The following is a 19,956-nucleotide window of genomic DNA, read 5'->3' on the forward strand; positions in this document are numbered from 1 at the left end:
GGTGTTGACATCTCCGTCTCAATCGTATTCACTCCGTCAATCATATGAGTGAACAAACGAGACTTGAGACGCTGCCGCAGGGTGGCCGCGGGTGGAACGACATCGAGCGCGACCTGGGGTCCCTGCAGGCCCACGACCCGCCGCTGATCGACGGCACGTTCGACCTCTGGTGGCCCGTCCTCCCGGCCGACCTGCAGGGCGTCGCGCGCCTGGCGCACAGCGCCTTCATGCACGCCAACGCCTTCTTCACCACCGCCGTCCCGAGCCTCGAGCGGATAGACGCCGAGCTGCGCGCGATGGTCGCCGACGTGCTGCGCGTCCCCGCGAGCGGGACCGTCACCCTCACCGGCGGCGGCACCGAGAGCAACTTCCTTGCGGTCAAGGGGGCACGCGACTGGGCTCGCGCCCATCGGCCCGGCATCGAGCGCCCCCGCCTCGTGCTGCCGCTGACCGCCCACCCGTCGTTCGACAAGGCGGCCGACGTGATGGACCTCGCGGTCACGCGCGTCGGCGTGCGGCCCGACTGGCGCGCCGACCCGGCGCAGATCGCCGCCGCGCTCGACGACGACGTGATCCTCGTCGCGGGCTCCGTGCCGCAGTACGCGCACGGCGTCGTCGACCCGATCGGAGAGCTGGCCAGCGTTGCCGCCGAGCGCGGCATCTGGATGCACGTCGACGCCTGTGTCGGCGGCTTCCTGCACCGCTGGGTCGACGAGGTCGGCAGCGGGCTGCCGCCGTTCGACTTCGCGGCCGTGCCGGGCGTCTGGTCGGTCTCGGCCGACCTGCACAAGTTCGGCTTCTGCCCGCACGGGATCTCGACGCTGTCGCTGCGCGAGGCCGAGCTGGCCGAGTACCACACGTACCACGCCGGCACGGTCTGGCCGACTGGCGGCTACAGCCGCCGTGGCTTCACCGGCTCGCGCCCGGCGTCGCCGGTCGTCGCCGCCTGGGCCGTGATGCAGTTCCTCGGCGCCGACGGCTACCGCGGGATCGCCCGCGAGATCGTCGCGCTGCAGGAGCTGTTCGTCAGACGGCTCGCCGCGATCCCGGCGCTGGAGCCGGTCGTCGAGCCGGAGCTTGGCGTGCTCGCGGTCGCCTCGCGCGACGCGGACGTCGGCATCCCCGACGTCGCCGAGGCGCTGTCGCGCCGCGGCTGGCATCCTGCCCGGATCGCGGAGCCTGAGGGACTGCACCTGCTGTTCGGGCCCGTGCCGGTTTCGATGCTCGACCGCTATCTCGCAGATTTGGAGGACGCTGTCGCCGATGCGCGTTCGGGCCGCGTGCGCAGCCTCCAGCGCGAAGCGACCTACGTCTCCGAGTGATGCGCTTCGCGATCGACTGCGGGGGCACCTTCACCGACCTGGTCGTCGGTGCCGCCGACGAGACGCGCGCCTACAAGGCGCTGACGGTCCACGCCGATCCCGTCGCCGGCGTGCTCGACGCGTTCGACCTCGCCGCGAGCGACCTCGGCCGCACGCGCGGGCAGCTGCTCGCCGACGGCGAGCTGCTGCTGCACGCCACGACGCGCGCGCTCAACGCCGTCACCGAAGGGCGCACGGCGAAGACCGCGCTGCTCGTGACCGCCGGACATCCCGACGTGCTCTCGCTGCGGGAGGGCGGCCGCCACAGCCTGTTCGACTTCGCGACCGCGACGCCGCCGCCGCTCGTCCCGCGCGCGTGGACCTACGAGATCCCCGAGCGGCTGGACCGGCGTGGCCGGGTCGTGCGCCCGCTCGACCTCGACCACGTCGGCCGCATCGCCGCCGAGCTGGCCGAGCGCGAGGTCGAGGCGGTCGCCGTCTCGTTCCTGTGGTCGATCGTCGCGCCCGAGCACGAGCTGGCCGTCGAGGCGCTGCTCGCGCGGGCGCTCCCCGGCGTCCCCGTCTCCTGCGGGCACAGGGTCAACCCGGTTCTGCGCGAGTACCGCCGCACGGTCGCGACCGCGCTCGACGCGTCGCTCAAGCCGCTGATGTCCGACTACCTCGACGACTTCGAGCGCCGCCTGCGCGCCGAGGGCTTCGGCGGTCGTCTGCTGATGACGACCTCCAGCGGCGGCGCCGTGCCGCTCGGCGAGGTCGCCGCGCGCCCGGTGCTGAGCATCGGCTCGGGGCCGGCGATGGCGCCGATCGCCGCGCGCGCCCTGCCGCAGGTCGGCGCCGCCGGCACCGCGATCGTCGCCGACACCGGCGGTACGACCTTCGACGCGAGCGTCGTGCGCCGCGGCCGCGTCGCGCTCACGGCCGACGTCTGGCTCCAGCGCCCGTTCCTCGGCGACGTGACCGGCGTGCCGGGCATCGCGGTCCGCAGCATCGGCGCCGGCGGCGGGTCGATCGCGTGGCTCGACGACGGCGGGCTGCTGCGGCTCGGCCCGCAGAGCGCCGGCTCGCGCCCCGGGCCGGCGGCCTTCGGTCGCGGCGGCGAGGAGCCGACGCTGACCGATGCCGCGGTCGTCTGCGGCCTGCTCGATCCCGCCGACTTCCTCGGCGGCCGCCTGCGGCTCGACGCCGTCGCCGCGCGCGCGGCGATCGAGCGTCGCGTCGGCGCGCCGCTCGGGCTCGACGCCGTCGCCGCCGCGGAGGCGGTCCTCGAACTCGCCACCGAGCAGATGGCGGCAGCGCTCGACGAGCTGGTCGCGCACGAGGGGATCGACCCGGCGGAGGCGGTCTACGTCGCGGGCGGCGGCGCGGCCGGTCTGAACGCGTGCGCGATCGGCCGGCGGCTCGGCTGCCGCCGGCTGATCGTCCCCGGCGCGGGTCCGGCGCTCAGCGCCACCGGCGCGCTCGTCGCGCCGATCGGGACCGTGATGACGCGCGCGCTGGCGACCTCGTCGGCGGACTTCGACCACGCCGCCGCGGTCGCGGCGCTGGTCGCGCTCGACGACGACGCGACCGGCTTCGCGCGGCGGGCGGGCGCCGCGGCGGCCGACCGGCTGGAGTTCGAGGCGCTCTGCCGCTACGTCGACCAGGCGTGGGAGCTCGGCATCCCGATCGAGCGCGACGCGAGCGATGCGATCGACGTGACCGCGCTCGTCGCGGCGTTCCACGCCGAGCACGAGCGGCTGCTCGGCTCGGCGCAGCCCGGCGCGGTGGTGGAGGTGCTCGGCCTGCAGCTGCGGATCGAGATCGGCGAGCTGCGGACGCCGCCGGGCTTCGCGCACGGGTCGGGGGCCGTGCCGCCGACCCGGCGCGCCCGCATGGGCGGCGCCGACCTCGACGTGCAGGTGCTCGACGTCGCGGACGTCCCGCGCGACGGGATCCTCGGCCCGGCGATCGTGCGGTCGTCGCTGACGACCGTCGTGATCCCCGCCGGAGCGGCGGTCCGCTCCGACGGCGTCGGCGGACTCGAGGTCGACCTGGCGGCCGGCGCCGGCCGCCGGACGCAGACGACGGAGGTGGCAGCATGAGTCTCGACGGTGCGAGGCTGGCGATCCTGGCCAGCCGGCTCGACGCGATCACGCGGCGGATGACGGTCACGCTGCTGCGCAGCGCGCGCTCGACGATCATCAACGCGGCGCGCGACTTCTCCTGTTGCCTGCTGACCGCCGACGGGCGGCTGCTGGCGGTCGGCGAGAGCCTGCCGATCCACGTCCTCGCCGGGACCGACGAGGTCGCCCGCGGGCTGCTGGAGCTGGACGAGCCGGTCGCCCGCGGCGACGCCTTCCTGCACAACTCGCCCTATCACGGCAACTCGCACGCGGCCGACCACTGCATCCTCGTGCCGGTCTTCGACGACGCCGGCAGCCACCAGTTCACGGTCCTCGTGAAGGCCCACCAGGCCGACTGCGGCAACAGCCAACCGACGACGTACTTCGCCGGCGCGCGCGACGTCTATGAGGAGGGTGCGCTGATCTTCCCGTGGGTGCGCGTGCAGCACGAGTACCGCATGCGGGAGGACGTGCTGCGGATGTGCGCGATGCGGATCCGAGTCCCCGAGCAGTGGCACGGCGACTTCACGGCGGCGCTGGGAACGGCCCGCATCGGCGAGCGGCTGGTGGCCGAGCTGGCAGCCGACGTCGGCTGGGACGAGCTGTCGAAGCTCGCGGACGGGATCGTCGCCCACGGCCGCCGCAGCATGCGCGCGGCGATCGCCGCGCTGCCGGCCGGGTCGGCCAGCATCAGAACCCGGCACGACGCGATCCCCGAGCTGCCCGAGGGCATCGAGCTGAACGTCGGCGTCGAGCTGCTGCCGCAGGAGGGGCGGGTCGTCGTCGACCTGCGCGACAACCCGGACTGCGTGCCGTGCGGACTCAACCTGACGGCGGCGACGGCGCGCGCGGCGGCGACGCTCGGCGTCTTCAACGGGCTCGGCGCGGAGGTCGCGCCCAACGCCGGCAGCCTCGCCTGCGTCGAGGTGCTGCTGCGCCGCGGCTGCGTCGTCGGCATCCCGGAGCACCCGACCTCGTGCTCGGTCGCGACCTCGAACCTGACCCAGCGGGTCGCCAGCGCGGTGTCGTGCGCGATGGCGGACCTCGCCGACGGCATCGGCCTCGCGGAGGCGGGCACGGGCCTGCCGCCCGCGGTGGCGGTCGCCTCCGGCACGTCGCCGGAGGGGACGCCGTTCGTCAACCAGCTGTCGCTGGCGCTGACCGGCGGCCCGGCCGCGCCGCACGCCGACGGCTGGCTCACGCTGGCGGGCGTCGAGACCGCGGGCATGTGCCGCCTCGACTCGGTCGAGGTCGACGAGCTGCGCTATCCGCTGCGGGTCGACCAGCAGCGGCTGATCCCCGACAGCGGCGGCGCCGGCCGGACGCGCGGGGCCGCGGCGGCGCGCGTCGAGCTGGGACCGGTCGGCTGCGACGTCGAGCTGGCGTGGACGAGCGACGGCACCGACGCGCCTGCGCGCGGCGCCCGCGGCGGCGCGCCGGGCAGCCGGGCGCGGCAGGTCGTCGTCGATGCGACCGGCGCCGAGCGGCCCGCGGGCATCTCGGGCGTCTTCGCGATCCGCGACGGCGAGCGCGTACTGGCCGACTCGTGCGGCGGCGGGGGCTACGGGGACCCCGGCGAGCGCGCGCGGGAGGAGGTCCGGCGCGACGTCGCCGAAGGGCTCGTGTCAGCCGCTGCGGCCGTCGAGGCCTACGGCCTCGAGGCGGTCTCGGCGCCTGCCGGCCTGGCGGTCGCGGCGCGGCCGTTCGGGCCCTGAGCGGACCTTGACAGCGACGCTCACGATGTATTCACTTGTGCAGTCAATCGGATGGATGAAACCGTCCGAGTCCCCGGAGGAGAGCCACACGATGGAACCCTCGCAGCAACGCGAGGCGACGGCAGTCGGCGCGCTGGACGGCGACCCGGCGGCGGGCGCCGTCGTGGAGGTTCGCGGCCTGTCCGTCGCGTTCGAGAGCGGAGCGCGGCCGCTGCGCGGCGTCGACCTGACGCTGCAGGCCGGCCGTGTGACCGGTCTCGTCGGCGAGTCCGGGTCGGGCAAGAGCATGCTCGGCGCGGCGACGCTCGGCATGCTGCCGGGCGGCGCTCGCGCCGACGGGGAGGCGCGGCTCGCCGGCACCGACATGCTGCGGTCAGGCGCCGAGGAGCGGCGCCTCGTGCGACTGCGTCAGGCGGGCGCGGTCTTCCAGGATCCGATGACGTCGCTGGACCCGACGATGCGGGTCGGGCGCCAGGTCGCCGAGGTCGCCGGCTCCGAGGACGCGGCGATCGAGGCGCTCGACCTGTGCGGCATCCCGGACGCGCGCCGGCGTGCCGCCCAGTACCCGCACGAGCTGTCCGGCGGTCTGCGCCAGCGCGCGCTGATCGCGCTCGCCGTCGCGCGACGACCGCGGTACGTCCTGCTCGACGAGCCGACGACCGCGCTCGACGTGCTCGTGCAGCGCGGGATCCTGCGGCTGTTCCGCTCGATCTGCGACGAGCTCGACGCGGCGATGCTGTTCATCACGCACGACCTGCTCGTCGCCGCCGAGGTCGCCGACCGGCTCGTCGTCCTCTACGGCGGCCAGGTGGCGGAGGAGGGCCCGGTCGACGCGGTCCTGCGCGACCCCGCGCACCCGTACACCGCGGGCCTGCTCGCGACCCGCCTGTCGGCCCGTCGCGACGTCGCGCGGCCCGTGCCCGCGCTGCCGGGCGAGCCGCCGGACGTCCGCCGCCGCGGCGGCGCCTGCTCGTTCGCGCCGCGCTGCGCCTTCGCGCAGGAGCCGTGCGGCGAGCGCGAGCCCGCTTCCGTGCGCCGCAGCCCCCAGCGCGCCGATGCCTGCCTGCGCTTCGACGAGCTGCAGCCGCTGTCCGAGCGCGCCGCCGTCGCCCACCGCCGCGCCGCGGTCGCCGAGCTGGACGAGCTGGCGCCGGTCGACGCGCCCCAGGCTGCTGGGCCGACCGCCGCTGCCCTCGAGGTCACCGGCCTGCGCAAGGCGTTCGGCCGCGGTGCCGCGAAGCGGACCGTCCTCGACGGGATCGACCTGCGGCTCGACCACGGCTCTTCGATGGCGATCGTCGGGGCGAGCGGCTGCGGCAAGACGACGCTGCTGCGCTGCGTGATGGGGCTCGAACGCGCCGACGCGGGCGAGGTCCGCCACGCCGGGGTGCCGCCGCAGCTCGTCCCGCAGGACTCGGGCGCGTCGCTGACGCCGTGGATGACGATCGGCGACCTGCTCGGCGAGCGGCTCGGCGTCGGCAAGGTGCCGCGCGCGGAGCGTCCCGCCGCGATCGAGCGCGCGCTCGCGCAGGTCGGGCTGCCGGCCGAGGTCGCCGGCCGCCGGCCGCGGCAGCTCTCCGGCGGCCAGCGCCAGCGCGTCGCGATCGCCCGTGCGATCGTGCTGCCGCCGAGCGTGCTCGTCTGCGACGAGCCGACCTCGGCGCTCGACGTCTCGCTGACGGCGACGGTCGTCAACCTGCTGCACCAGCTGCGCGACGACCTCGGTCTCGCCGTCCTGTTCGTGACGCACGACCTCGGCGTCGCCCGCTCGGTCGCCGACGAGATCGCCGTCCTGCAGGACGGCCGCGTCGTCGAACGAGGCGCCGCCCCTCAGGTGCTCGACGCGCCGGCCCACGCGGCGACGCGCGAGCTGCTCGACGCGATGCCGGAGGAGCTGCGATGAGCGCGACGACCGCCGTCGCGCCGCGGACCGCCGAGCCGGCCGGTCGCGGGCGCCGGATCGTGCGCCGCCTGCGGCGGCTCGGGCTGCCCGAGCGCTTCGGGCTGGCGATGCTGGCCGCGGCGACGCTGCTCGCGCTGCTCGGTCCGCTGCTCGCTCCGCACGACCCGCGGCGGCCCGTCGGCGAAGCGCTGATCTCGCCGGGCAGCGAGTTCCTGCTCGGCACCGACGAGCTCGGCCGCGACATCTTCTCGCGGGTGCTGTACGGCATCCAGATCACGTGGCTGTCCGCGCTCGTCGTGGTCGCCGCGGGTCTGCTCGTCGGCGGCGCGATCGGTCTCGTCGCCGGGGTGCGCGGCGGCCGCGTCGACAACGTCCTGATGCGGATCGTCGACACCGGCCTGGCGCTTCCGGGCGCCGTGCTGGCGATCGCGATCACGGTCGCGCTCGGCGCCTCGCTGACGACGACCGTCATCAGCATCGCGGCGTTCTGGTGGCCGTTCTACGCCCGCCTCGTGCGTGGGGAGGCGCGTGCGATCGCGGTCCTGCCGCACGTCGAGGCGGCGCGCGCCAGCGGCATCGGCTCGGTGCGCCTCGCGCTCAAGCACGTGCTGCCGGGCGCGCTGCCGCCGGTGATCGTCGCGGCGAGCCTCGACCTGGGGATCGTCGTGCTGGTGCTCGCGGGCCTGACGTTCATCGGCCTCGGCGCGCAGCCGCCGACGCCGGAGCTGGGGGCGATGGCGGCCCTCGGCCTGGACTTTCTCTTCACACACGCGTGGGTGCCGCTTGCGCCCGCGTTCGCCGTGTTCCTGCTTGCGCTGTCGGCCAACCTCGGCGGCGACGGGCTTCGTGACCTGTTGGAGGATGAGGACGTATGACCATGAAGCTCGCCAGAGGCGTCGCGACGTTGCTCGCGGCCGCCCTCGTGGTCGCCGGATGCGGCGGGACCAGCAGCAACAACGACAGCACCGGTTCGACCGGCTCCGGCGGCGGCACCTCGGCGTCGTTCGACGCTGAGGCGACGATTCGCACCGCGCAGTTCGGCGATGGCGTCGGCGGGATGGACCCGGAGATCTGGTACGACCTCAACGGCGGGTCGCTGCACACCGCCGTCTACGAAGGGCTGCTGCGCTACAAGACCGGCACGACCGAGATAGAGCCCGCGCTGGCCGAGTCCTACGAGGTCAGCAGAGACGGCAGGACCTATACGTTCAAGCTTCGTCAGGGCGTCAGATTCCACGACGGCACGCCGCTGACGCCGGAGGCGGTCGCCGGCTCGTTCGCGCGCCGCGCCGCGCTCAGAGGCCCGTCGGCGTACCTGACGGCCGGGGTCGCCGACGTGCGGCCGCGCGGGAGCGACACGGTCGTGATCAAGCTGAGAAGCCCGGAGATCGGGTTCCTCGACGCGCTCGCCTCGATCTACGGGCCGCGCGTGATCAGCCCTGCGGCGCTCAGAGCGCACGGCGCGGGCGAGGACGGCAAGCGCTGGTTCGCGTCCAACGCCGTCGGCACCGGGCCGCTGAGACTGCTCAGCTTCAGACTCGGCGACGGCGCGACGCTCGAGCGCTTCGACGGCTACTGGGGCGAGCAGGCCAAGGCGAAGCGCTACGAGGTCGACACGCTGCCGAGCAGCGGCGAGCAGCAGCTGCAGCTGCGCTCCGGCCAGCTCGACTACCTCAGCGGCGGCTCGCTGCAGCCGGCGCAGCTGAAGGCGTTCGACGGCAACCCGAGATACGAGGTGACGCGCCTGGACCAGGCGTTCCGGCCGATGCTCGTGCTGAACACGAACAAGCCGCCGTTCGACGACGTCGAGAAGCGCAAGGCGTTCGTCGCGGCGCTCGACGTCGACGCCGCGATCAGACAGGTGTGGGGCGACGAGCTGATGGAGGCGCCGACCTCCTACATCTCGCCGTTCCTGCTCGACCCGGCGCTGAACAGAATCGAGCCGCTGACCAGCGACGCCGCGCTCGACGAGCCGGTCACGTTCGAGTACGTCGGCGCGATCCAGTCGCACCGTCAGTTCAGCGAGGTGATCCAGCAGCAGCTGCGCGACGAGGACGTCGAGCTGAGACTGAGCGCGACGACCGGCGGCGAGGTCTTCTCGTGGCCGCAGGACGTGCAGAAGGCGCCGAACGCCGCGATCGTCACCGTCTACGGCGACTCGGCGTACGTGCAGAGCCTGGTCGACCCGTTCTTCCGCACCGGCTCCGCGGTCAACTTCCTCGGCTACTCGAACAGAACGGTCGACGCCACGCTCGACGAGGCGGCCATCCAGACCGACCGTGACAAGGCGCTCCAGCTGTTCGCCGACGCGAACAGAATCGTCGCGGTCGACGACGCGTCGATCATCCCGCTCGGCGACCTCAAGCAGCCGATCGTGGCGCGCAGGGGCGTCAGCGGCTTCCAGGGCACGCCGACGTCGATCGACGTCGTGCAGCTGGCCGCGATCGGGAAGTCCGCGGACGCGTGATGATCGGTCTCGTCGTCAGCCGCGTGGCCGGCATGCTGCTCGTCGTCTGGCTGCTGGCCACGCTCGTCTTCATGCTCGGGACGGTCGTCCCGGGCGACCCGGCCCGTGCGTACGCGGGGCCGGGGGCGACGGCCGAGGTGCTGGCCGACAAGCGCGCCGAGCTGGGTCTCGACCGCCCGTTCCCGGAGCGCTACGTCGACTACCTCGGCAAGCTGGCCACGCTCGACCTGTCCGAGTCGGTGACGACGCGCAATCCGGTCCGCGACGACCTCGCGGACCGCACGCCCGCGACGCTGGAGCTGGCGCTCGTCGCGGCACTGCTGGCGATCGCGATGGGCGGCATCGTCGGGGCGGCGACGGCGCGGGCGAAGCGCGGCTCGGCCGCGATCCGCGTGCTGCTGAGCGCGGGCGCGTCGGTCCCCAGCTTCACGCTGGGACTGCTGCTGCTGCTCGTCTTCTACGGGCAGCTCGACGTGCTGCCGGCGGGCGGGCGGCTGTCGCCCGAGCACGGCGAGTTCGACGGCGCGACCGGCTTCCTGCTGCTCGACGGCGTGCTCGCCGGCCGGCCCGAGATCACGCTCGACGCCGCCTGGCACCTGATCCTGCCGGCGTTCTGCCTGGCGCTGACGCCGGCGCTGCTGATCGCGCGCGTGTTCCGCTCCTCGATCCACTCGACGCTCCGCGCCGACCACGTCCGCACGGTCCGCGCGAGCGGGATGCCGGAGGGCCGGATCTTCCGCCGCCACGTCGTCCGCAACAGCCTCAACGCGCCGCTCACGGTGACGGGGCTGACATTCGGCGTGATGCTCGGGTCGACCGCGGTGGTCGAGCTGATCTTCGGCTGGCCGGGGCTCGGGCTGTACGTCAGCCAGGCGATCCCGCAGAGCGACATCCCGGCGATCGCCGGCGTCACGCTCGTCGTCGGGCTGGCGTTCGTGCTCGGCAACGCGCTCGTCGACATCGCGCAGACCGTCGCCGACCCGCGCCTGCGGACCGTCCGCTGATTTGATCCAGTCCCCTCACGAGGTGAACCCGATGCCGCTGCTGGACCGCAACGACTCATTGCTGGCTGTGATCGACACGCAGCCGGGCTTCTACCGCGGGCGCGCCGACGTCGACGCGGGCGCGTTCGACGCCTTCGTCGGCTGCGTCGCGTGGCTGGCCGGCGCGGCCCGCGCGCTCGACGTGCCGATCGTCGTGCTGGAGGAGGAGCCGGAGCGCTACGGCGCGACCGCCGACGCCGTCCGGGCGAACCTCCCCGCCGGCACTGTCGGGCTGCCGAAGGCGCAGTTCGGCCTGATGGGGAACCCGGAGCTGCGCGCGGCGGTCGAGCGGACCGGCCGCCGCACCGCGGTGCTCGTCGGGATGGAGACCGACGTCTGCGTCGCGCACTCCGCGATCGGCCTGCGCGACGCGGGCTACCGCGTCGCGGTCGCGACCGACGCGCTGTTCTCGCCGCCCGGCGCGCACGAGCACGGCCTCAGCCGGCTGCGCGACTGCGGCACCGAGCTGCTGTCGGCGAAGGGCGTCCTGTACGACTGGCTGCGCACCGTCCAGGCGTCGATCGACTTCGTGAAGGACAACCCGGACCTCGCCGACCCGCCCGGCTTCAGCCTCTGATGGAGGGCGCGGTCCCGAGCCGAAACCGGACGCCCGGCAGGTCGTCGAAGGCGCGCTGGTCGGTCGTGACGACGAGTCGGCCGGTCGCGCTCGCGGTCGCCGCGATCTGCAGGTCGTGAGCGCCGCGGGGCCGCCCGGTACGGCGGGCGTGCGCGAGCAGCACCGCGTGCTCACGCGCGATGTCGAGGTCGAACGCGAGGATCTCGAACGTGCCGAGGATCGCGTCGACCGTGGCCGCGCGCGTCTCTCGCCGCTGCCCGTCAGCGAGCTGAACGCCGACGAGCAGCTCCGAGGCGGTGATCGCGGCGATCGCGATGTCGGCGTCGTCTGGCAGCGCGTCGGGGCTCAGGCGGCCGCGTTCGAGCGCGACGAGGACGCCCGTGTCGACGATCAGTCGTTCCACGGGTCGACGGTCGGTGCAGCCCCGGAGAAGCGGCGCAGATCCTGGAGGTCCTCCGCCCAGCGATCGTCAGGCGGGTGCTCGGTCATGATGCGTCGCAGATCAGCCCCGTTTCCCCGGCGAGCCGGGGCGATCGTCGCCACGACACGGCCACGTCGCAGCACCGTGAACATCTCGCCGCGGTGCTCGACCGCGTCGAGCACGTCGGCGAACCGCTTCGAGGCCTCGGTCGCGCTGATCTCGGTCATCAGATCAGATTATCCGATTTCGCGGCGCGCGCGATGAGGATCGAGGTCGAGACGGACGTCGAGACGCCGGCGCGTGACGGGACGCTGCTGCGTGCGGACATCTACCGTCCCGCCGGCGGCGGGGCGTTGCCGACGTTGGTGCGGCGGACGCCGTATGACAAGTCGCTGGCGGTTCGGACCGATGTCGACGTGCTGCGGCTGGTGCGGGCGGGCTATGCGGTGGTGGTGCAGGACGTGCGCGGGCGCTACGCGTCGGAGGGGCGCTTCGAGCCGTTCCGGACCGAGGCGTCCGATGGCGCGGACGCGGTCGCGTGGGCGGCGGCGCAGCCGTGGTCCTCGGGCGCGGTCGGGATGGTCGGCGCCTCGTATGAGGGCATGACGCAGTGGCTGGCGGCGAGTGCGGCACCGCCGGCGTTGCGTGCGATCGCGCCGCTCGTGACGAGCGTCGATCCATACGACGGCTGGGCTTACCAGGGCGGCGCGTTCGAGCTGGGGTTCGGCCTGCTGTGGAACGCGGGGAACCTCGCGTCGGAGCCGCTTGCGCAGGACCCGCGCGACGACTTCGAGGCGGCCGCGCGCCGCCGCCCGCTGCGCGAACTGGCGCCGGACGCCGGGCTCGCCGGGTTCCATCGCGACTGGCTGGGCCACCCGGGCCGCGACGGGTGGTGGGAGCAGTTGGTGCCGCCGGAGCGGGTCGGCGCCGTTGCGGTACCGGCGCTCTCCGTCGGCGGCTGGTACGACCTCTTCCTGCGCGGGACGCTCGCGGGGCACAGCCGCATGCGGGCGCACGCGAACGGCTCGCGGCTGGTCGTCGGGCCGTGGTCGCACATGGTCTCCGGCGGCGTGTTTCCGCAGCGTTCCTACGGGTGGCGTGCGGCGGCGGATGCGGTCGATCTGACGGGGTTGCATCTGCGGTGGTTCGATCGTCACCTGCGTGGGGTCGAGAACGGTGTCGAGCGTGAGCCGGCGGTGCGGTTGTTCGTGATGGGCGCCGACCGCTGGCGCGACGCTGACGACTGGCCGCTGCCCGGCACCGCATGGACGCGGTTCCACCTCGGTGGTGGCGGCGCGCTGTCAGCGGAGGCGCCGGGCGCGGGCGGGGAGGACGCCTACCGCTATGACCCGCGTGATCCGGTTCCGACGGCGGGTGGGGCGACGTTCCTGCCGGGGCAGGACGTTGGCGCCTGCGCGGGGCCGCTCGATCAGCGTGCGGTGCAGCGGCGTGCTGATGTGCTCGTCTACAGGACCCCGCCGCTGGAGCGGGACGTGGAGGTGATCGGCCCGGTCGAGCTGGTGCTGTACGTCTCCTCTTCGGCGGTCGACACGGACTTCACGGGCAAGCTCGTCGACGTTCATCCGGACGGGCGTGCCGAGCTGCTGACCGACGGCATCCTGCGCGCCCGTTGGCGCGAGTCGCAGTCGACGCCGGTCCCGCTCGTGCCGGGGCGGGTCTACGAGCTGCGGGTCGATCTCGGCGCGACCGCCAACGTGTTTCGTGTCGGTCACCGGATCGGGTTGGAGATCTCCTCCAGCAACTTCCCCCGGTTCGATCGCAACACGAACACGGGCGGCACGATCGCCGACGAGCGCGAGGAGGACGTCGCCGTCGCGGTCAACCGCGTCCACCACGGCCGCGCCCACCCATCCCACCTCATGCTGCCGGCGATCCCGGCCGCGCAGGCCTAGTCGCACTCCGAGCTGGAAGCGCTGGTGAAGTCGCTGACGTAGCCGACGACGGCGGCGGCGTCGGTGGCAACCGTGGCGGCCTGCTGCGCCGACGGGTTCGCCTGGAGCGATCTGACGGCGCCGGCGAGCGTGTCGACCGACGATCTGATCGCGCTGGTCTGCTCCGGGAAGTCGCTCTTGGCCGAATCGACCAGCGCCGTGGCGTCGCTCTCGACCTCGCCGAGCTGGGCTCTCAGGCCGCTGAGGCCGGTGTTGCGCGTGATGTTCGCCAGCTCCTTGACCGAGCTCTCCAGGCTGCTGCGATCGGAGCAGTACGCCGGCTTGTCGTCACCGCCGCAGCCGGCGAGCGCGATCAGCGTGCCGACCGCGAGGAGTGCGACGAGAATGCGCATCCACCGGATGTATCGGCGGTGCGACGGGACGTGAAACATCCCGCCGCGGCCGCCGCCGCCGGCGCTCAGCCGACGTGCTTGGAGAGGAACGCGCGGATCCGCTCGGCGATGAAGTCGCCCTCCTCCTCCAGCGCGAAGTGGCCGGTGTCGAGCAGGTGCAGCTCGGCGTCGGGGAGGTCTCTCAGGTAGGCACGCGCGCCGTCGGGGCCGAAGATCTCGTCGTTCTTCCCCCAGGTGATCAGCGTCGGCGGCTGGTGGTCGCGGAAGTACTGCTGGAACGCCGGGTACTTGTCGAGGTTGAGGCGGTAGTCGTAGAACAGCTCGATCTGCATGTCGCGGTTGCCGGGCCGGTCGAAGCCGAGCGTGTCGAGCGTCCACAGGTCGGGTGAGATCGCCTCGGGGTCGCGGGTGCCGTGCGTCCACTGCCAGACGTTCGCGTCCGCGCTCAGCAGCGGGCGCACCTTCGCCTCGGTCTCGGCGTTGCGGTCGGCCGCGAACGCGAAGAGCGGCTCCCAGAACGGCGTGAAGCCCTCCATGTACGCGTTGCCGCTCTGGGTCACGATCGCCTGCACGCGCTCCGGCTGGGTGCTCGCGATCGTCAGGCCGATCGGCGCGCCGTAGTCCTGGATGTAGATGCTGAAGCGCTCCAAGCCGATGACGTCGGCGAACCGCTCGACCACGCGCGTCAGGTTGGCGAACGAGTACTCGAACTGCTCGCGCGGTGGGAACGCGCTGTGCCCGAAGCCGGGGTAGTCGGGCGCGACGAGGTGGAAGCGGTCGGCCAGCGCCGGGATCAGGTTGCGGAACATCAGCGACGAGGTCGGCAGACCGTGCAGCAGCAGCAACGTCGGGCGGGACGAGTCGCCCGCCTCGCGATAGAAGATCTCCAGCCCGTCGACCTCCACCGTGCGGTGCCGGGTCGCGGTCGTGCTGCGCGTCGTGGGGGTGGTGCTCATGAGGTCGCTCCTTCTGGGGGCTGGGGCATCGGAGGATCGCAACCGTCTTTCTCGTATTAGACGGTTGCATTGCGGCGCGGCGGCAGCGTAGCAGCTTCAAACCGTCTAAACGAGAGAAGGTGGTTGCAGCGGCGGTACACTGACCGCATGGCCGACGTGCCCGATCCCCGCCCCCTCACCGGCGAGCCGTTGGCGCTCGACCTCGTCGACACCGTCTGGATCGACGACGACGGCGCGCACGACCTGTTCGACGACCCCGCGCAGCGCTCGGCGTGGCTCGCGCACTGGGAGCTGCCCGACCCCGGTGGCCGCTCGGCGCGGGCGAACCTCGTCGAGGCGCGTCAGGCGATCCGCCTCCTGCTCGAACACCCCGGCGACCGTGCCGCCGAGGACGCGGTCGACCTCGTCCTCGCCCGCGGCCGGATCCGCCTGACGCTCCACGACGGGCAGCCCGGCGAGACGGTCGAGGTGGCGCCGGCGTGGGCAGCCGCCTGGCACGCCGCGCGCGACCTGCGGCGCCTGCTCGCCGCGCGGCCCGAGCGCGTCAAGCACTGCGCCAACCGCGACTGCGTCCTGTGGTTCGAGGACACGACGCGCTCGGCGACGCGGCGCTGGTGCTCGATGACCGGTGGCTGCGGGAGCCGCCTGAAGGCCCGCCGCCACCGCCACCGCCGCGCATGAGCGCCGCCGTGATCGGCTTCGCGCTGGCCAGCGCGATCCGGCCGACCAGCGTCGCGGCCGTCTACGCGCTGCTGTGCTCGCGCGAGCCGCGGCGGCTGCTGAGCGTCTACATCGCGGCCGGCTTCCTCTTCAGCGCCGCGTTCGGCTTCGTCGTCGTCGGGGTTCTGCACACGTCGCTGACGCCGCGCTCGACGCCGCACGCGCTGATCGACCTGATCCTCGGGGTCGCCGCGCTGGCCTTCGCCGCCGGCGTGGCGACGGGTTCGGTCGGGCGTCGCCGCGTCGCCGATCGGCCCGAGTCGGGCGTCGTCGGCCGGCTGCGGCACCCGACGCCGGGCGTTGCGGCGATCGCCGGGGTCGCGACGCACCTGCCAGGCCTCTTCTACCTCGCGGCGCTCGCGGACATCCTCGCCGCGAGGCCGAGCGTCGTCGAGGGCGTGTTCGACGTCCTGCTCTACAACGCGATCTGGTTCGGCGCGGCGATCGGCGTGTTGGTGCGCTTCGTCGCGCGGCCCGACGACACCCGCGCGCGCGTCGCGCTGCTGAACTCGTGGGCGAAGCGCAACGGGCGCAGCATCGTGCTCGTCGTCTTCGGCGTCGTCGGCGCCTATCTCGTCTTGAAGGGCGTGACAGAGCTGCGGAGCTGACCGCCGCGGGTCAGCCGCGGCGCATCAGCCGGCCGACCGCGCTCATCAGCTCGGCCGTCTTCTCGTCGCGCGTCTCGTCGCTCGCGCCGATCACGCAGTGGTTGGCGTGGTCGTCGAGCAGGCCGAGCGCGACCTTGTCGAGCGCGGCCTGGATCGCGGAGATCTGCGTCAGCACGTCGATGCAGTAGCGCTCGTCTTCGACCATCCCCTGCACGCCGCGGACCTGACCTTCGATCCGTCTCAGGCGCGAAAGCAGCTGGTCCTTCGTGGCGGAGTACCCGCGCGTGGGAGTCGTGGAAGCCATGCAAGGAGAGTAGCAGTACCACCGGGGGGTATCTGTGTTACTGTGTTGCCAGTACCGATACCCCCTAGTCGTATAGGAGCAAGATTCAGATGGCCACCACCGAGCTCAGCTACACCGTCAAGGGCATGACCTGCAACAGCTGCAAGCTGAACGTGACCGAAGAGGTCGAGCAGGTCCAGGGCGTGTCGGAGATCGAGGTCGAGATCGAGACGGGCCGCCTCACGGTGCGCGGCGAGGGCGTCAGCGACGACGCGGTCAAGGCCGCGGTCGGCGAAGCCGGGTATGAGGTCGTGGTCTCGTGAGCAACACGTTCGCCCGCCTCGCCGCGTTCGCGGTCCTGCTCGTCGCCGTCTTCACCGGCGCCGCGCTGCTCGGCAGCGCGACCGACCCGTCCGGCTCCTCGGCCGACGAGGGTCATGGCGGGCAGGCGGCCGGCGAACACGGCATGACCGAGCCCGCCGCCAGTGCCAGAGAGGACGCGGGCGCGCACGGCGACGACCATGCGGAGGCGCCGGCCGCCGGCGCGAGCGCGACCGCCGCGCTGCCGGGCCTCCAGGTCGCCCAGGACGGCTACCGCCTCGTGCTCGACCGCGACCGCTACGCCGCGCGCGACCGCACGCCCGTGCGCTTCCGCGTCGTCGGCGCCGACGGCGAGACCGTCACGAGATTCCAGCTCGAGCACGAGAAGCGCCTCCACTTCATCGTCGTCCGCCGCGACCTCAGCGGCTTCCAGCACCTGCACCCGACGATGGCCGCCGACGGCACCTGGTCGGCTGACGTCGACCTGTCGAAGCCGGGCACGTGGCGCGTCTTCGCCGACTTCAAGCGCGACGACAGACAGCGCACGCTCGGCGCCGACGTGCAGGTCCCGGGGACGTTCACGCCCGCGCAGCCGCTGGAGAGCGGCACGAGCGCGCGCAGCGACGGCGGCCTCGACGTGACGCTGAGAGCGACGGCACCGCGCAGCGGCGCCGAGAACCAGCTCGACTTCGAGGTGCGCGACGGCGACCGCGTCGTCAACGACCGGCTGCAGCCGTACCTCGGCGCGCGCGGCCACCTCGTCGCGCTGCGCGAAGGCGACCTCGCCTACCTGCACACCCACCCCGACGGCGACCGGCTGTCGTTCGCGACGAGCTGGCCGAGCGCCGGCGACTACCGGCTCTACGTCCAGTTCCAGTACGAAGGTCGCATCCACACGGCGACGTTCGCCCAGGAGGTCCCCCGATGAGCACGACACCCGAACAGGTCGACCTGCCGATCACCGGGATGACGTGCGCCTCCTGCGCGAACCGGATCGAGCGCAAGCTGAACAAGCTCGACGGCGTGCAGGCGTCGGTCAACTACGCGACCGAGAAGGCCGCGGTCTCGTTCGACCCCGAGCACGTCTCGGCCGAGGACCTGCTGAAGGCCGTCGAGAGCGCCGGCTACACCGCGACGCTGCCCGCGCCCGCCGGCGCTGACGGCGGCGCGGGTGCCGCCACGGCGGCCGGCGAGGACGAGGACCCGACGCGGCCGCTGCGCAACCGGCTGATCTGGTCGGCGCTGCTGTCGCTGCCGGTGCTGCTGCTGTCGATGATCCCGGCGCTGCAGTTCGACAACTGGCAGTGGCTGGCGTGGAACCTCGCGACCCCGGTCGTGCTGTGGGCGGCGTGGCCGTTCCACCGCGCGGCGTGGGCGAACCTCAAGCACGCCACGGCCACGATGGACACGCTGATCTCGGTCGGCACGCTCGCGGCGTGGACGTGGTCGGTCGTCGCGCTGTTCTTCGGCGACGCCGGCATGACCGGCATGAGAATGGGCTTCGACCTCGTGCCGGACCGCTCGGCGGCGCTCGATCACGTCTACTTCGAGGTCGCCGCAGTCGTCATCACGTTCATCCTCGGCGGCCGCTACTTCGAGGCGCGCGCCAAGCGCAAGGCCGGCGCGGCGCTGTCCGCGCTGCTGGAGCTGGGCGCGAAGGACGTCGCGATCCTCGACGCCGACGGCACCGAGCGGCGCGTGCGGATCGAAGAGCTGAACGTCGGCGACCGCTTCGTCGTGCGGCCGGGCGAGAAGGTCGCGACCGACGGCGTCGTCGTCGAGGGCTCCTCGGCGGTCGACCAGTCGCTGCTGACGGGCGAGTCGATCCCGGTCGAGAAGGCGCCGGGCGACGACGTCGTCGGCGCGACCGTCAACGTCGGCGGGCGGCTGGTCGTGCGCGCGACGAAGATCGGCACCGACACCGCGCTCGCGCAGATCGCCAAGCTCGTCAGCGACGCGCAGACCGGCAAGGCGCCGGTCCAGCGGCTCGCCGACCGCGTCTCCGGCGTGTTCGTCCCGATCGTGATCGCGATCGCCGCCGGCGCGCTCGGCTTCTGGCTGGGCGCGGGCGAGAGCGCGGCGTTCGCGTTCACCGCCGCCGTCGCCGTCCTGATCATCGCCTGCCCCTGCGCGCTCGGCCTCGCGACGCCGACCGCGCTGCTCGTCGGCACCGGCCGCGGCGCCCAGCTCGGCCTGCTGATCAAGGGGCCGGAGGTGCTGGAGTCGACGCGCAAGGTCGACACGATCGTGCTCGACAAGACCGGCACCGTCACGACCGGCCAGATGGCGCTCGTCGACGTAGCGGTCGCCGACGGCGTCGATCCCGAGGAGGCGCTGCGGCTGGTCGGCGGCCTGGAGCACGCCTCCGAGCACCCGATCGCCCGCGCGATCGCAGAGGCCGCGCAGGCGCGCGTCGGCACGCTGCCGGCGCCGGAGGGCTTCGCGAACCGCGAGGGCCTCGGCGTCGAGGGCACCGTCGACGGCCACGCCGTCGTCGCCGGCCGCCCGGCGCTGCTCGCCGACTGGGGGCTGCGGCTCCCGGCCGCGCTCGACGCCGCGCGCACGGCCGCCGAGGCGGAGGGCCGCACCGCGATCGCAGCGGCGTGGGACGGCGAGACACGAGCCGTCTTCGTCGTCGCCGACACACCCAAGCCGACCTCCGCGGAGGCGATCCGCCAGCTGAAGGCGCTCGGGCTGCGGCCGGTGCTGCTGACCGGCGACAACGCCTCGACCGCGAGAGCGGTCGCGGCGCAGGTCGGGATCGACGACGTGATCGCGGAGGTGCTCCCGTCCGAGAAGGCCGAGGTCGTCAAGCGGCTGCAGGCCGAAGGCCGGGTCGTCGCGATGGTCGGCGACGGCGTCAACGACGCGCCCGCGCTCGCGCAGGCCGACCTCGGTCTCGCGATCGGCACCGGCACCGACGTCGCGATCGAGGCATCGGACCTGACGCTCGTCTCCGGCGACCTGCGCGCCGCCGGCGACGCGATCCGGCTCTCGCGCAAGACGCTCGGAACGATCCGCTCGAACCTGTTCTGGGCGTTCGCCTACAACGTCGCGCTGATCCCGGCCGCTGCCGCCGGCTTCCTCAACCCGCTCCTGGCCGGCGCCGCGATGGCGTTCAGCTCGGTCTTCGTCGTCGCCAACTCCCTTCGCCTGCGCGCCTTCCGCGTGCAGCGCGAGGGGGCGGCCGGGGGGAGCTGACCGGCTGGCGCG

Annotated in this window: 19 protein-coding genes; 14 read left to right on the top strand and 5 right to left on the bottom strand. The window is 73.4% G+C overall.

The genetic code is table 11. The annotated features are described in order from the left end of the window. The first annotated feature begins 44 nt into the window (after positions 1-44). From CWOE_RS02255 to CWOE_RS02290, 8 genes are all read left to right on the top strand, one after another. Positions 45-1,322, top strand: a complete 1,278-nt coding sequence (locus tag CWOE_RS02255; protein ID WP_012931940.1) for a pyridoxal phosphate-dependent decarboxylase family protein — start codon at positions 45-47, stop codon at positions 1,320-1,322. Continuing rightward, a complete protein-coding gene (locus CWOE_RS02260; RefSeq protein ID WP_012931941.1) occupies positions 1,322-3,403 on the top strand; it encodes a hydantoinase/oxoprolinase family protein in 2,082 nt (693 codons plus the stop codon). Before CWOE_RS02255 ends, CWOE_RS02260 begins: the two co-directional genes overlap by 1 nt. After that, positions 3,400-5,139: a hydantoinase B/oxoprolinase family protein gene (locus tag CWOE_RS02265; protein ID WP_012931942.1), complete on the top strand. Its 1,740-nt coding sequence runs from the start codon at positions 3,400-3,402 to the stop codon at positions 5,137-5,139. Before CWOE_RS02260 ends, CWOE_RS02265 begins: the two co-directional genes overlap by 4 nt. A gap of 91 nt (positions 5,140-5,230) precedes the next feature. Beyond that, the gene (locus CWOE_RS02270) at positions 5,231-7,042 is read left to right on the top strand and encodes an oligopeptide/dipeptide ABC transporter ATP-binding protein (protein WP_012931943.1); all 1,812 of its coding nucleotides are present in this window, start codon (positions 5,231-5,233) and stop codon (positions 7,040-7,042) included. Beyond that, positions 7,039-7,917: an ABC transporter permease gene (locus CWOE_RS02275; protein ID WP_012931944.1), complete on the top strand. Its 879-nt coding sequence runs from the start codon at positions 7,039-7,041 to the stop codon at positions 7,915-7,917. The genes CWOE_RS02270 and CWOE_RS02275 overlap by 4 nt, the downstream gene beginning before the upstream one ends. Beyond that, a complete protein-coding gene (locus tag CWOE_RS30045) occupies positions 7,914-9,509 on the top strand; it encodes an ABC transporter substrate-binding protein (RefSeq protein WP_012931945.1) in 1,596 nt (531 codons plus the stop codon). The genes CWOE_RS02275 and CWOE_RS30045 overlap by 4 nt, the downstream gene beginning before the upstream one ends. Beyond that, on the top strand, positions 9,509-10,513 hold the full coding sequence (locus CWOE_RS02285) for an ABC transporter permease (protein ID WP_012931946.1): 1,005 nt from the start codon (positions 9,509-9,511) through the stop codon (positions 10,511-10,513). Before CWOE_RS30045 ends, CWOE_RS02285 begins: the two co-directional genes overlap by 1 nt. Before the next feature lie 31 nt (positions 10,514-10,544). After that, complete coding sequence (locus CWOE_RS02290; protein WP_012931947.1) at positions 10,545-11,129, top strand: isochorismatase family protein; 585 nt, start codon at positions 10,545-10,547, stop codon at positions 11,127-11,129. On the opposite strand, the gene CWOE_RS02295 is transcribed toward CWOE_RS02290, so the two are convergent. Together CWOE_RS02295 and CWOE_RS02300 are read right to left on the bottom strand one after the other, a co-directional pair. After that, positions 11,119-11,532, bottom strand: a complete 414-nt coding sequence (locus CWOE_RS02295) for a PIN domain-containing protein (protein ID WP_012931948.1) — start codon at positions 11,530-11,532, stop codon at positions 11,119-11,121. The two genes, CWOE_RS02290 and CWOE_RS02295, sit on opposite strands and share 11 nt — an antisense overlap. Further along, entirely contained in the window at positions 11,520-11,732 is a 213-nt protein-coding gene (locus tag CWOE_RS02300) for a hypothetical protein (RefSeq protein WP_236262220.1), read from the bottom strand. The genes CWOE_RS02295 and CWOE_RS02300 overlap by 13 nt, the downstream gene beginning before the upstream one ends. Between CWOE_RS02300 and CWOE_RS02305 the strand changes: the two genes are divergently transcribed. Beyond that, positions 11,712-13,463 carry a CocE/NonD family hydrolase gene (locus tag CWOE_RS02305; protein WP_201447123.1) on the top strand — a complete coding sequence of 584 codons (1,752 nt, stop codon included), beginning with the start codon at positions 11,712-11,714 and terminating at the stop codon, positions 13,461-13,463. The genes CWOE_RS02300 and CWOE_RS02305 overlap by 21 nt on opposite strands. Here CWOE_RS02305 and CWOE_RS02310 read toward each other — a convergent pair. Together CWOE_RS02310 and CWOE_RS02315 are read right to left on the bottom strand one after the other, a co-directional pair. Then, the gene (locus CWOE_RS02310) at positions 13,460-13,855 is read right to left on the bottom strand and encodes a hypothetical protein (RefSeq protein ID WP_041730025.1); all 396 of its coding nucleotides are present in this window, start codon (positions 13,853-13,855) and stop codon (positions 13,460-13,462) included. The two genes, CWOE_RS02305 and CWOE_RS02310, sit on opposite strands and share 4 nt — an antisense overlap. 65 nt (positions 13,856-13,920) lie before the next feature. Continuing rightward, on the bottom strand, positions 13,921-14,811 hold the full coding sequence (locus tag CWOE_RS02315) for an alpha/beta fold hydrolase (protein WP_012931952.1): 891 nt from the start codon (positions 14,809-14,811) through the stop codon (positions 13,921-13,923). Between the two features lie 147 nt (positions 14,812-14,958). Between CWOE_RS02315 and CWOE_RS02320 the strand changes: the two genes are divergently transcribed. After that, positions 14,959-15,492 (top strand): CGNR zinc finger domain-containing protein, encoded by a 534-nt coding sequence (locus CWOE_RS02320; RefSeq protein ID WP_012931953.1) that lies wholly within the window; start codon positions 14,959-14,961, stop codon positions 15,490-15,492. Next, the gene (locus tag CWOE_RS02325; protein WP_012931954.1) at positions 15,489-16,139 is read left to right on the top strand and encodes a GAP family protein; all 651 of its coding nucleotides are present in this window, start codon (positions 15,489-15,491) and stop codon (positions 16,137-16,139) included. The genes CWOE_RS02320 and CWOE_RS02325 overlap by 4 nt, the downstream gene beginning before the upstream one ends. Positions 16,140-16,149: 10 nt before the next feature. Here CWOE_RS02325 and CWOE_RS02330 read toward each other — a convergent pair whose 3' ends face one another. Beyond that, on the bottom strand, positions 16,150-16,443 hold the full coding sequence (locus CWOE_RS02330; protein ID WP_012931955.1) for a metal-sensitive transcriptional regulator: 294 nt from the start codon (positions 16,441-16,443) through the stop codon (positions 16,150-16,152). A gap of 89 nt (positions 16,444-16,532) precedes the next feature. Between CWOE_RS02330 and CWOE_RS02335 the strand changes: the two genes are divergently transcribed. Genes CWOE_RS02335 through CWOE_RS02345 form a run of 3 tightly spaced genes read left to right on the top strand, consistent with a single transcriptional unit; the run spans position 16,533 to position 19,944 of the window. Beyond that, positions 16,533-16,745, top strand: a complete 213-nt coding sequence (locus tag CWOE_RS02335) for a heavy-metal-associated domain-containing protein (protein WP_012931956.1) — start codon at positions 16,533-16,535, stop codon at positions 16,743-16,745. Beyond that, positions 16,742-17,671 carry a hypothetical protein gene (locus tag CWOE_RS02340; RefSeq protein WP_012931957.1) on the top strand — a complete coding sequence of 310 codons (930 nt, stop codon included), beginning with the start codon at positions 16,742-16,744 and terminating at the stop codon, positions 17,669-17,671. The genes CWOE_RS02335 and CWOE_RS02340 overlap by 4 nt, the downstream gene beginning before the upstream one ends. Further along, a complete protein-coding gene (locus tag CWOE_RS02345; protein ID WP_012931958.1) occupies positions 17,668-19,944 on the top strand; it encodes a heavy metal translocating P-type ATPase in 2,277 nt (758 codons plus the stop codon). Before CWOE_RS02340 ends, CWOE_RS02345 begins: the two co-directional genes overlap by 4 nt. Positions 19,945-19,956: the final 12 nt, after the last annotated feature.

This window comes from Conexibacter woesei DSM 14684 (genome assembly GCF_000025265.1).
GTDB classification, from domain to species: Bacteria; Actinomycetota; Thermoleophilia; order Solirubrobacterales; family Solirubrobacteraceae; genus Conexibacter; species Conexibacter woesei.

Excerpts from the sequence above, each read along its gene's own strand:
- CWOE_RS02285 (WP_012931946.1), top strand. The coding sequence starts at position 9,509 with ATGATCGGTCTCGTCGTCAGCCGCGTGGCCGGCATGCTGCTCGTCGTC.
- CWOE_RS02335 (WP_012931956.1), top strand. The coding sequence starts at position 16,533 with ATGGCCACCACCGAGCTCAGCTACACCGTCAAGGGCATGACCTGCAAC.
- CWOE_RS02320 (WP_012931953.1), top strand. The coding sequence starts at position 14,959 with ATGGCCGACGTGCCCGATCCCCGCCCCCTCACCGGCGAGCCGTTGGCG.
- CWOE_RS02290 (WP_012931947.1), top strand. The coding sequence starts at position 10,545 with ATGCCGCTGCTGGACCGCAACGACTCATTGCTGGCTGTGATCGACACG.
- CWOE_RS02270 (WP_012931943.1), top strand. The coding sequence starts at position 5,231 with ATGGAACCCTCGCAGCAACGCGAGGCGACGGCAGTCGGCGCGCTGGAC.
- CWOE_RS02315 (WP_012931952.1), bottom strand. The coding sequence starts at position 14,811 with ATGAGCACCACCCCCACGACGCGCAGCACGACCGCGACCCGGCACCGC.
- CWOE_RS02330 (WP_012931955.1), bottom strand. The coding sequence starts at position 16,443 with ATGGCTTCCACGACTCCCACGCGCGGGTACTCCGCCACGAAGGACCAG.
- CWOE_RS30045 (WP_012931945.1), top strand. The coding sequence starts at position 7,914 with ATGACCATGAAGCTCGCCAGAGGCGTCGCGACGTTGCTCGCGGCCGCC.
- CWOE_RS02260 (WP_012931941.1), top strand. The coding sequence starts at position 1,322 with ATGCGCTTCGCGATCGACTGCGGGGGCACCTTCACCGACCTGGTCGTC.
- CWOE_RS02275 (WP_012931944.1), top strand. The coding sequence starts at position 7,039 with ATGAGCGCGACGACCGCCGTCGCGCCGCGGACCGCCGAGCCGGCCGGT.
- CWOE_RS02265 (WP_012931942.1), top strand. The coding sequence starts at position 3,400 with ATGAGTCTCGACGGTGCGAGGCTGGCGATCCTGGCCAGCCGGCTCGAC.
- CWOE_RS02310 (WP_041730025.1), bottom strand. The coding sequence starts at position 13,855 with ATGCGCATTCTCGTCGCACTCCTCGCGGTCGGCACGCTGATCGCGCTC.
- CWOE_RS02345 (WP_012931958.1), top strand. The coding sequence starts at position 17,668 with ATGAGCACGACACCCGAACAGGTCGACCTGCCGATCACCGGGATGACG.
- CWOE_RS02255 (WP_012931940.1), top strand. The coding sequence starts at position 45 with ATGAGTGAACAAACGAGACTTGAGACGCTGCCGCAGGGTGGCCGCGGG.
- CWOE_RS02325 (WP_012931954.1), top strand. The coding sequence starts at position 15,489 with ATGAGCGCCGCCGTGATCGGCTTCGCGCTGGCCAGCGCGATCCGGCCG.